Source organism: Shewanella sp. BC20 (genome assembly GCF_003129585.1).
GTDB lineage: Bacteria > Pseudomonadota > Gammaproteobacteria > Enterobacterales > Shewanellaceae > Shewanella > Shewanella seohaensis.
Genome location: NZ_NHRI01000010.1, coordinates 94,965 through 106,690 on the forward strand (window position 1 = coordinate 94,965; position 11,726 = coordinate 106,690).

Annotated in this window: 11 protein-coding genes; 6 read left to right on the plus strand and 5 right to left on the minus strand. The window is 45.8% G+C overall.

Annotated features, from left to right (window positions below; all coding sequences use genetic code 11):
• Nucleotides 1–83 precede the first annotated feature (83 nt).
• The 6 genes from CBX96_RS11880 to CBX96_RS11905 are packed head-to-tail and all read left to right on the plus strand — an operon-like array spanning nt 84 to nt 4,298.
• Nucleotides 84–317 (plus strand): hypothetical protein, encoded by a 234-nt coding sequence (locus CBX96_RS11880; protein ID WP_109286837.1) that lies wholly within the window; start codon nt 84–86, stop codon nt 315–317.
• Between the two features lie 11 nt (nt 318–328).
• Nucleotides 329–754, plus strand: coding sequence for a hypothetical protein (locus CBX96_RS11885; RefSeq protein WP_089068603.1), 426 nt, complete (start codon nt 329–331; stop codon nt 752–754).
• Between the two features lie 47 nt (nt 755–801).
• Nucleotides 802–1,680 (plus strand): neutral zinc metallopeptidase, encoded by an 879-nt coding sequence (locus CBX96_RS11890; RefSeq protein WP_109286838.1) that lies wholly within the window; start codon nt 802–804, stop codon nt 1,678–1,680.
• A 34-nt stretch (nt 1,681–1,714) separates the two neighbouring features.
• Nucleotides 1,715–2,122 (plus strand): NUDIX hydrolase, encoded by a 408-nt coding sequence (locus CBX96_RS11895; protein WP_109286839.1) that lies wholly within the window; start codon nt 1,715–1,717, stop codon nt 2,120–2,122.
• Nucleotides 2,123–2,164: 42 nt separating this feature from the next.
• On the plus strand, nt 2,165–3,169 hold the full coding sequence (locus CBX96_RS11900) for a YecA family protein (protein WP_109286840.1): 1,005 nt from the start codon (nt 2,165–2,167) through the stop codon (nt 3,167–3,169).
• Between the two features lie 10 nt (nt 3,170–3,179).
• A complete protein-coding gene (locus tag CBX96_RS11905) occupies nt 3,180–4,298 on the plus strand; it encodes a hypothetical protein (RefSeq protein ID WP_109286841.1) in 1,119 nt (372 codons plus the stop codon).
• A 146-nt stretch (nt 4,299–4,444) separates the two neighbouring features.
• Here CBX96_RS11905 and CBX96_RS11910 read toward each other — a convergent pair whose 3' ends face one another.
• The 5 genes from CBX96_RS11910 to CBX96_RS11940 form a co-directional block, all read right to left on the minus strand.
• Nucleotides 4,445–5,758, minus strand: coding sequence for an ATP-binding protein (locus tag CBX96_RS11910; RefSeq protein ID WP_109286842.1), 1,314 nt, complete (start codon nt 5,756–5,758; stop codon nt 4,445–4,447).
• 651 nt (nt 5,759–6,409) lie between these two features.
• Nucleotides 6,410–6,715, minus strand: a complete 306-nt coding sequence (locus CBX96_RS11915) for a hypothetical protein (protein ID WP_146194342.1) — start codon at nt 6,713–6,715, stop codon at nt 6,410–6,412.
• A 184-nt stretch (nt 6,716–6,899) separates the two neighbouring features.
• Nucleotides 6,900–8,009 (minus strand): DUF3800 domain-containing protein, encoded by a 1,110-nt coding sequence (locus CBX96_RS11920; protein WP_109286843.1) that lies wholly within the window; start codon nt 8,007–8,009, stop codon nt 6,900–6,902.
• Nucleotides 8,010–8,526: 517 nt separating this feature from the next.
• The gene (locus CBX96_RS11935) at nt 8,527–10,497 is read right to left on the minus strand and encodes a hypothetical protein (RefSeq protein ID WP_109286845.1); all 1,971 of its coding nucleotides are present in this window, start codon (nt 10,495–10,497) and stop codon (nt 8,527–8,529) included.
• 243 nt (nt 10,498–10,740) lie between these two features.
• On the minus strand, nt 10,741–11,661 hold the full coding sequence (locus tag CBX96_RS11940) for a response regulator (protein WP_109286846.1): 921 nt from the start codon (nt 11,659–11,661) through the stop codon (nt 10,741–10,743).
• Between the last annotated feature and the right edge of the window lie 65 nt (nt 11,662–11,726).

Genomic DNA, 11,726 nt, shown 5'->3' on the forward strand with positions numbered 1-11,726 from the left:
TTGAGCACATAATCGATACAGCTCAAGTAAAGCTTGCCAATGTTAGCTTGGTTAAGTGTAGCTATTTTGTTGAGGAGCCTAAGATGAAAACCCCTTTGATTATGTTAGTCTTGTCCGCATCACTGTTGACCTCCGCCTGTGCCGAGTTAGCCTGTTCTGCCCGGACGGATGTCGACCCCTATGAGCCCATGCTAGATAAACAGCGCTGTGTGGCCGAGGCGGATAAACAGTTGGCAGCCCACGAGAAAGCCAAAAAGGCTGCAGAGGACCAACAGCTTAAAGAAGCTGTCGATAGAGCGATTCAACAACGTCAATAGAAAGGATTGGTATGAAGGGAGCGGGAGGAACACAGGGCGGTATTGGCCAATTTTTTATTGGGCTTGCCATGATGTGTGCAGGATTTTATCTGTTATTCAATGCGATACAGGTAAGTTCCAGTTTTGGACTGGGTTATGGACTCTACCGCATGAATGCCTTTGGGCAGGGATTTTCTATCACCACAGGTATGGTGATGCTGCCGTTTATCCTCGGGATAGTGATGGTGTTTTTTGATGCCAAGACCAAGCTCGGTTGGCTGCTTACCTTAGGCTCCTTAGTCGCTTTAATTGTCGGCGTGATAAGCTCGATTCAGTTTCACTTTAGGGCCATGTCGGCCTTCGATTTGATCGTGATTTTAGTGTTAGCCTTTGGTGGGCTAGGGCTGTTTTTGCGTTCGTTAAAAGCGGCGCCCGCCGAGCAGAATGATCCCAAATAACGGCTACACTGAAATCTAGCTCCCATACCCATAGTCTAGGAAATCCAATGCGTTGGCGTGACAGTGACCGAAGCTCCAATATCGAAGACAGACGTGACCAACAGATGGCGTCGGCGGGCGTGCCCAGCGCGCTCCTGCTGCGCTTGCTGCCTTTTCTACTTCGTACCAAAATCGGCCGAGTGATATTGCTGCTAGGCGGATTGTATTTTGCGTTTCAATATTTTACCGGCGGATTATCCCTAGACCCGAGCAATCAATCGGGGTTCAGCCAATCACAATCGGCCAGCAATACGGCCGCTCAAGATGAAAATGCCCAGTTTGTGGCGGCGATCCTCGGCACCACCGAAACCGTCTGGAATCAATTGCTGCAGGGGCGATATGTCGAGCCCAAACTGGTGCTTTATCGCAATATGACCTCAACGGGATGCGGTATGGGACAGGCGCAATCTGGGCCTTTCTATTGCCCCGCTGATAGCAAAGTTTATATCGACTTGAGTTTTCTCGAGGAGCTGAAAAAACTCGGTGCGCCGGGAGATTTCGCCTTCGCCTATGTGATTGCTCACGAGGTGGGCCACCATGTGCAGAACCTACTCGGGACCAGCACTAAAGTGCGTCAGGCGCAGCAAGCCGCAGGCAAGGCGCAGGCCAATCAATTGAGTGTTGCCCTCGAATTGCAAGCCGACTGTTATGCTGGCGTGTGGGGGCATTATGTCGACAGGCAGCTCAATCTGCTCGAAGCCGGAGATGTAGAAGAGGGCATCGCTGCTGCGAGTGCCGTGGGGGATGATCGCTTGCAAAAAATGGCTGGCCGAGCCGTACAACCCGAAGCCTTTACCCATGGCAGTTCGGCTGACAGGGTAAAATGGTTTAAGACGGGTTTTGCCTCAGGCAAGCTTGCCAGCTGCAATACATTTAATGGCAAATAGCTAATCAGTAATCGCGCCAACGTAGGATGGGCAGATGGCATTTGAAGATAGATTTCGGCTCAGTAGCCATGGAGTGATCACTAACGATGCGGGCCAAGTGTTACTCCTCAAGGCAAATTACGGCAATTGCGCCTGGGGCCTACCCGGCGGCGCTTTAGAGCCCGGCGAAACGATTCACGAAGCCCTGCTGCGTGAATGCCAAGAGGAACTGGGGCTAGCGGTGAACGTCCACTACCTAAGCGGCGTGTATTATCACAGCGCCTATCAATCCCAAGCCTTTATCTTTCGTTGTGAGTTTGCATCTGCCGATGCGGTGATTCGCTTGAGTCATGAACACTCAGAGTTTGCCTTCCATGATATCGACACGCTTAGCTCGGTCCAGCAGCAAAGAGTTAAAGATTGTCTTAATTTCAACGGTGTTGTGATAAGTGGGAAGTTTTAAGGTGTTGCCAGTAAGTATCTACAACAATAAAAAGAGACAGCAATGAAACTCGGTCGTAACGATCCTTGCCATTGTGGCAGTGGTAAAAAGTTTAAACGTTGTTGTATGAGGAGCGTTTTCCAGCAACATGCCCAAGTGTTCGATGATGTTGAGGTCATGTTGGCAATGAACCCAAATCTGAGCCTTGATGAACTTAACGCAGCTTTACAACACAAAGTTCAGGATCGCAATAATCAACCTCATCCCGATTTTTGTGGCGTAACACCAACGCAAATGGCTAATTGGCTATATGCGCCGTTTGAGCAGTTACAGTGGGTGAAAATCAGCACACCAGACGATCTTTCAACCAGTCCGGTGATGCGTTATCTAGCGCTAATTCTTGATGAGGCCATGGCGCAAGAAGGCTCCTTCAAAGCCACAAGTAAAGGCAACTTACCGACTAAGTTGGTTAAACAGGCCAGTGAGTTATTACCTGAGTTTGCCGTTGCTCAGTTTCCAATAAATATTAGCAGCAGTGAGTTTGCGGGCAGTAACGAAGAGAAATTCAATGCCTTGCACTACACCCGAGTGTTAGCCGACATTTGCGGTATTATTTACCTTCGTAGTGGCCGTTATCACGTTAAAAAGTCAGCGCAAAAGCAGTATCAAGCTCTAGGCATACAGGCATTTTTGAAACCTATGTTAGAGGCCGCCATCGGCAAATATAACTGGGGATATTTGGACGGTTTTGAATACGATATCGACTTGCGACCCTTTTGGCTGTTTATGCTGTGGCGCCTACAAGCTCATCACAGTGTAGAAAAGCTGGTGAAAGAGGTGATGACAGCTTTCCCCGATTTATTGCTGGCATTCCCTACGGATGATTACTTCTCGCCAGAAAGAAGTTTAAGCATGCTCATCGAATCAAGATTTATTGAGCGATTTTTACAGTTTTGGGGATTTTTGATCATTGAGCCAAGGCGTTACAAAGACGCTGAACCAGTCGCCAGAGTTGTTAAGGTACAGCCTTTGTTAAAACAAACTTTTCAATTCACCATTAACGCATAGCAAGGTCATCGTGAGCGAATATCAATACTATAAATTCGAGCGTCTGGACGGTTACTTAGATGCTAAGGCGCGCCAAGCACTCAGAACCATTTCAAGCCGTGCGGACATCACTGCTACGTCCTTTCAGGTGTATTACACCTACAGTGACTTAAAGGCGGAACCTTCTACGCTGATGTTAAAATACTTCGATATCGGGTTTTACTATGCCGATTGGGGTTCAATCGATGTATACATCAAGTTACCTGCCGGAACGATCCCTGAAGCGTTGCTTGGCTTTTCAAGCGATGGGCTTCATGTACATCAAAGCGATGAGTGGCAGTTGCTGATTTTTTCCCTTGAGAAATATGACGAATATTTTGACGATGAACAGGCTGACGACTTTTTCCAGCATTTAGCTGGGTTACGCAGCGAGTTAATCCAAGGGAATTGGCGTCTTGTGTACTTTATGTGGCTCAAAGCATTTGATTGTAATGACGAACTTGAAGAAATACCGTTAATTCAATACGATTTTGAGCACCTCAGTGAAGAGGTGCAGACGTTTACGGCGCTGTATGATATTCCCTTAGCATGGGTTAAGGCACTTGCGATGGTGCTGAACGAACAACTAAGTCACCAAGCCAAACAAGCCCAATTTCAGTTTGATGCGTGGCTGCATAATCTTACGGATGCGGAGAAAGACACGCTATTACGCACGCTGTTTGAGCAAGGCCAGCTAACTCGTCACCAAGCCTTAGCGCTGACGCGAAAAGAATCGGCCAACACAGACGAAACCTATCAGTATTGGTTAACGCCTGACCTGATTACCCCTTACATTCAACAAGCGCAAAGCCAATTACAGCAAGAGCAAGCTGAGGCGCTCGCAAAAAAATTAGCCATCGAAAAAGCGGAAAAAGAGAAGATGTTGACGGATATCTACAATCTGCGTGAGCACAGCTGGCAGCAAGCACAAGAGCAAGCGAATCGCACTTGCGCCAGTGGCTATGATGAGGCAGCACGCTATTTGCGTCAGCTGCACGAAGCCTATCAGTTTAAAGCGGATAACGTGGCGTTTGAGCAACGTTTTAAGCGATTTGTTGTGACTAATAATAGCCGTAAAGCGCTCTTAAACCGGTTAAGTGATTTGCTTTAAATGATGGGGTTACAGACAGGCCAAGCGTTGTTAGCAAAAAATATCGTTCAGTTTTGATTGGCTGAAAGCTTGTATGCTCCTTAGGTCTACAGATTGTTACTCATAAAGTCACTTTGTGTAGACCTCGGGATGCTAAGCAACTCTCTTTACCATCTCTGAGGTAAATACTGGGTGAAATACAAAGGCATCACGATATTGGTTTGTTCTAACGCCGATGAGCCTTGTGTGCCCGTTAACTTAAAGGTTTTACTTGGAGTACATTTTTCAACGTAGGATGCCAACGATTTAGCTCTGGTACGTTTGCCACTTTTGACTTCAACAGGGACGATATTGCCTTCATCGGTTGCCAAAATAAATTCGATTTCGGCGCGGGCGTCATTCCATGAATAGCTTGGGTCAACGCCAATAGCAGTGAGCTCTTGCTGCACAAAGTTTTCAGCCACATAGCCTTTGTATTCGTAATTTTGTTGCTTAATCTCTTTATAACTGCTGCCCAGCATATGATTGAGCAGTCCCACATCAAATAGAAACAGTTTAACCATATTTTCTTTTTTGTAGGCCGCCAGCGGTGATTTTGGTATCCCTTCAATAGGGTAGTTTGGCAAGGCTAAGCGGCAGCAGTTAAGCCAATGGATCGCGGTCTCAAAATCGCTATAACGAGATTTGCGCTCATGCACATGTTTAAATTTAAAGCGTTTAACGGACTCATCACTGACAAGTGATAGCTGCGCTGGAATACTGTTAAACACAGATTCAATCAGTGTGGCATCGACCTTGCCCGCGTACTTGCCAAAATCGCGGCGATAACCTTCAACTAAGTCGGCATGGATTTTTGTGACTTTTTCAACCCGCTCTAAAATGCTCGCATCTTTAAACCTATACCAAGCGGAAACGGCTTCTGGCATACCACCGGTAAAAAAGTAATCTGTAAGTTTATCCATCAATTTAGTGTGCACCGCCGGTGTGCTTGCTTGGGCTTCAAACGCTTTGATCAGTGCTTGCTCGTTGGATGCGTAAATAAATTCTTGGAAGGTCAGAGGTCGTAAATTGTATTGTTCTACCTTACCTACAGGGAAGGTGTTGAGCAAACCAATGTTCGAGCCGCTTGCCGCGACAAAATAGGACGGTGCTTTTTCAGCAAAATACTTTAGTGAGGTAACGGCACGCTCACATTCGCCAATTTCATCTAATATCAGCAGATCGGTTTCTGGGTTGAACGCCTGATTGGTCAACAGCTCAATGTTCATTATTAGCTCGTCAGGTGACAGTGAGCCATCGAATGCTTGTTTGTAGGCGGGATTTTCAAGAAAGTCGATACGCAGGATGTTGGCAAAGGTGTTACCAAACAACTCTTGCAGCAGATAGGTTTTACCCGTTTGCCTTGCGCCATCGATCAATAATGGCTTGCGCACAGGTTGGTTTTTCCATGCTATTAAGGCGTTGAGTAGGTTGCGCTGCATTGTCATTTCCCGTCAATTAAGATTGTTAACGGCCTATACTATAACTCACTCTACACTTTTACGCGCATAAAAGTGCGGAATTTTACATTTTTATGCGCATAAAAGTGATAATTCGATCTGTTTCATGCATGTTACTCTTTATTTAATTCAAAATTAACGAGTTACCGATTGTTAAATTTATAAAATCAAAGTCAAAGTCGTGGGGTTTCACCCCCCTGATTTTTAATCAAGAGTCGACCAAGGAGGACTGCTCGTCCTATCTTCCTTGCCTATTGTTTTCACATTAGCCAAGACGCCCCTAACGGAGTTGAAAGCCCCTTTGGCATTAAGCGTTCTTGCTATCGCGTCAGACACTCAGTCCCTGATTCTACTGACGCTATCTCGGCATCTGATAGGCAGGATGCCTGAATGTCGTGAAGTGCATGGTCAATGATGTTCCATACATCATTCTGACATTTTCCATTTCCCTATGGGTCTGATGCACGAGAACGGCCATGCCGAGACTCTCGCAATTTGTCTATTCGCCCTGCGGCAACTCCGAGGGGATGGCATATTCCTTTGATTGTTGAGTTGTCTGTTGGTCACTTAAAGCATTGAAGAGCTGTGGATACCTTGTTTCACCTTGTGCCTACGATTGTGAGATAGGCCCTTCTACCCACCAACCAAACTTATAACTTTGTGTACGAAACCAAAAACAAACAACGCTAGAACCATTAACACCAACACCACGGGAACTCCAACGATAATACGCAGCCCACTTGGCATGCGCTTAAAGAATGACGCATCCAATACCAATTCGCCTGTAAACTCCAGTATCACCCAAGCCGGAATACCTAAAAAGAATAAAGCGACCCAACCTAAAAATGATCGGGGAATTGTGGGGTAAAAATGCATCACTAGCAGGATGGAAATAAATCCAGTTATTCCAACGAAACTCAGTATACCCTTGACATTCATATTAGCTCTCATGCCTCACACATTGGTTTGGTGTCTCGTTAAACTCTCTCACGCAACGAACGCAAATGCCCTGCGGCAACTCCGAGGGGATGGCGTATTCCTTTGATTGTTGAGTTGTCTGTTGGTCACTAAAAGCATTAAAGAGTTGTGTATTTCCTGTTTCACCATCTTATGTGTTTTAGATCTATAGATTATGTTTTCTGAAAATGATTTGTTGTTTAGATTGTGGAATTACGAAGTTTACTCCTTGGGAGCGAATATTGTTATAGTTTGAGACTATTCTAGAAAATGATTCATGATATATACTTGGAATTTCTGAATTTTTATATAACCAGCCATTTATATATCTGCTCATAAAGCCAGCTATAAGATCAGCGATTTGTATACCAACATGCGACTTGGAATCTAAAAAGTCTAAATTTGCCTTTTTTGTAAAATTATAATCAGAGTTAAATACTGGAGGGCCATTATAAGATGTTGTTTTTTGTTCAATGATATTTTTAGAGTATAAAATTATTCTTTCGAATTCATTTTGTAAATCATGATGGAGATTTACTTCATTCATATTCTTGTTGTGAAGTTGATTTAGCCTAGCTAGAATGTTAAAGACAGAATGTACGTGGGGTAATATATTAATTTTCTGACCAGTTTTTGTTTTCTCGGGTATAGGTGAAAACTTCTCTATAGCAACGGTCTCGCCATATTCTTCTTTGGCTTCAAAATATCCATCAATGGTTAAATTTATCGATTTTACCGTTAATTCTGCAAAATCTAATTCAGGTACTTTTTGAGAAAAAAAGTCTCGTGTTGTCTCCAAGGCAGCTATGATGCTAGTCTCGGATGGCTGATTGCAAGCTGAAAAAAAAGCCAAGAAACACTCATTGGGTAAGTGATGTGTTATGTAGTCAGCGATACGATTTCTTATCAATTGTGCTATCCCATTTGACTCATCAGCCATGGGAGGGATGATATAGTAATTAACAATATGTGTTGCAAGGCAATATTTTTTATCAACAAGCTCAACTAGTATTGGATACTGTTTGTCATTTAAGTAAGTAAAGATGTCAGAGAACAGTTCTGGGCACTGAAAATAAAGTGTTGATGATTTTAATTCGACATCAGAAATAGAATGTTTAATTCTTATATTATTAATGTCACTTTTTGTTTTTTCTACATCAAGTATGCCGACACAAGCTAAAGTGAAAATTGGCTGATTGCCAAAATTGAGATCTAATTTTTTATTAATGAGATCACCAGAATTTCCACTTTCATCAAGATAATAATGATAATTCATGCCTATCCTTACATATAAAGTCTTAGTATTTATGCGCTACGCTGTTTGCGAGGCATAAATCGCTTGTTGGACTTGGCCGCTGTCGCATCCATGTCAATTAGTAGAAATGATGCTATAGGAATTTGTTTTTTTACGGTAGCGGTTTTTTATACGGTTCGGTGGGTAATCACTTGATATTGTTTTAGCTTTATCAGTCTTTGCTGGCTGGCAGAGATACGCAAAGGTTAATGGGATTAAGCACTGACATGGAGGTGACCGTCCGTGACATGGATGTCACGGTCGAGCACACATGGATGTGCTTGCTGCGTGTCACTGGAATGAAAGTGCTTAATCATTATTTACAGCTTTTGGAATCACACAAGGTTCAGGTGGTGATAGAAAATAAATTAGCTATAAATGGCTCGATTTCAAACGGTTCTATAGGCAATTACGGTCTTCGCTAGACTTCATGGTTTTTAGAATAAAAAAATGCCGGGCTACGGAAGAACATAGCCCGGCAAAGGGAAGATAGCGTTAGCTATAGGGCGGCAGGGGTTAACTCGACTAACCAAAGCGATTGGTTATTGCTGGTATCGGTTAAACTCACTAAGGCGCGTTGATTGCCTTGGCAAGATTTGCCTAACAAGGGGCTGATAGTCATCGTCTGACTGCCACTAAAGGCAAAGTGCAGTGTGCCAGCGGTCGTCATATAAAAATCGCTGTTCACTTGGGCATTGCTGGTGACTTCGTTCAGACTGATTTCACCAATCACATCCCCCATATCATTCTCGGACACATTCTGCACCAGCATGTTGTAACGTGCGCCGCATTGGCCATTGGCGAACTCAGTGGTGCAGCGGTTTTGTGTGTCCGTGGCAAAGGTTAAGTCGAATTGCAGCAGGCGATTGACGGTAGCGTCGTAGCTAAAGCCTTCGATATCCCGTACCGAGGTGATGCGTCCAAGGCTGGTACCTGCGGCGGCAGAAGGCTTATCGACCAACTCAGTCACAAAACTGCCGACCTTATCTAAGGTAAAAGTACCGCCGTCTGGGCCATTTTCAGTTGCCATCATCTCGCCCCATTGGCTGGTGCTGATGGATGAAAACTGATGGGCGTCAGCCGACTGGGCATCATAGAGACCATTCGGGCCGTCGGACTCGACACTGGCGGTAAACTTATAGCCACTGGCATCTTTGACATAATGACCAAATTCTCCCGATTGTGCTTGGGGGGATTGACCCTCATAGCTGTCGGAGTTGGCGGTATGCACAATGGCATAGGCTTGATTGGGCAGGAAAGTCACAAAGCTGTCGTTCTCGGTTTCGGGGTCGTACACATGCCAAGTACCGATTAACGCATCGCTAGCATCTTCGATACGAGTGAGCGTGATATTGCTTGCGCCATTATCCGTGAGGGTCAGTTTGAGGGTGGTTAAACTGACCTCTGCCTTATTGACGACACTACTGCCATCGTACAGGCCGCCGGAGCCGTCAGATTGGCCGATAAGGCTGACACTGAAGCTGCCTGTCACACTGTCCCAAGTGTAATTGCCGTATTCGACCGAGGCCGCCGCTTGGCCACCATCGCCAGAACTTTCGTGGATCAATAGGTAACGGTTATGGTCGATAAAGGTCAGAATATTGCTTTGGCCTGCTCCCTCCGACAGCAGCCAGCTACCCAGCAACAGATTACGATTCGAATTATCGAAATGGCTGAGGGCCTGGGCTTCACCGATGAGACTCAAGCCCGAGCCGAGACTGGCAAAGGCGGTGTTGAGTTGGGAGTCAAAATCGGCACTGCTGATATCCAGTACGGTATTGGCGAGCAGATCATGGTGTGAGCTTTTGATCTGAATGCCATTTTCGACATCGCAGTCCTGATCTAAAGTCTGCAGCAATTGCAGGATATTTACCTTTGTAACCTCATTGCCCGCTGCAATTTCGGTGGGAGTGACGAGTGTGCTGGCAGCTGTGCTGGGAAACTGAATCGCGCCGACCGAAAAGGTGACTTGTTCCCCCTGTAAGTATTGAAACTCACCAATATCGCTGGTGGTGCCATCGGTTTGGCTGTCGGTTTGATAATGGATCCCGGCTACTGGGCTGTCCCTAAAGATCCCTGTTAATTCGGCATTAGCATTGGTTTCACAGGTGACTAGGGCGGTTTCGGCATTGCTCTGGCTTAAGGTGCCGCTGCCATTGGTGACGGTACAGGTTTGTGCCGTTGGCTGCGTATTAACGGTAATGGCAAAGCTAACGCCTTCATTCTGCATATTCGAAAATGCAAAGGCCTTATCTGTGCCATCACTTTGAACAGAAAGCGTTTCTACTGTCTGGCCATTGGTTTGTAGGGTGAGTTTTAGGGTGTTGGTTAGCCCTTTTACTGTCCCTTTAATGGCAAACTGCTGGGATTCAATGGGGCTAGGATCTTCATCGTCATCATCACTGCCGCCACAGGCGCCGAGCGTGAGACCTAAGAGAATGGGAACCGTAAGTCGATAGATTGGCTTCATTATGTAAATTCCTTTTAGGCTACTGAGCAAATATCAGCAACAACTCGCTATCCCACATAGCGGGATGGTCGTTAGTCATCATTGGGGCACGGGCGATAGCGATCGGCAGAAGGGTTCAGGTGCTGAACCCTGAACAAGATATAAATCCTCGGGAGGGATTTTGTCTTTGAAACTTATTGAATGTTTTTGAAAATGAATAATATCAATAGATTGAAGCAAAATTTGTTGAGGTTGAGCGCGGCTTTACTCCATGCCTTCGTCGGCATAACGGATGAGTGGCATCAAGTGTTGATATAAGTCTTCGGCTTCGACGGCGATGTCCTGCGCGCCATGTTCTTGGGCTTTTTGCCTCAGCGCCTCGGAGGGCATGATGGTGTAGAGGTAAATGGGCGTGCTGATGCCGCGCTCGCGGATTGCCTGCATCAATTTCAGGCCGGCGAGGGGATCCGTGCCCCGGCCCATGTCGGTAATAATGGCATCGTAGCTATACAAACTCAGCAGTGTGAGTGCATCGCTGCTGGTTTTGGTGGTGTAAACTCCAATCTTTTTTTGCTCTAAAAACTGGCGCTCGGCCTGATTATTTTCTGGGTGATCATCGACCCACAATATGCGTGCTTTTACGTTTTGCGGCTCGGCCAACACTAATTGGCCGTTACGTTCGGCTTGATTGTGATAGAGCAGGGCAAGCACTGCGCTCGACAAGATCCCAATCAAGACTAATCCCGGCAGGGTGAAATAGGGCTTTTTTTGCGCGGGTTGAAGTGTATTCGAGTTGGCTGCGCTGGTGGCGTTATCTGTTATTGCGAGTGAGTGGTCTTGAGCGGCAAAACTGTTAGCGACGGCATCGGAGCGAATAATGGCGGCGATATCGGGGGAGAGCCGATACCCTCGGCCATGCAAGGTTTGAATAATGGGCACCTTAAGGCCCGCTGCCTCAAATAATTTACGGGTATCAGAGATTAATCTTGCGACGGACCAACTGCTCACCACAGTATTGGGCCAAATATGTTCGAGCAAGCAGGCCTGATCGCAATGGGCGGGATAGGCGTCGATTAGCTTTGCGAGTAACAGGATAACGCGCTCGTCGCAGTGGAGCCTTTGGTTGTTGCAGAATAGGGTTCGGTTCTGGGTATCCAACACAAAAGCGTTAAAACAATAATGCATTCAGGTCCCTTGGCATCGAGTCATACTTTAGTTGTTAATAAATTGTATAAATCAATTCAAGCCAA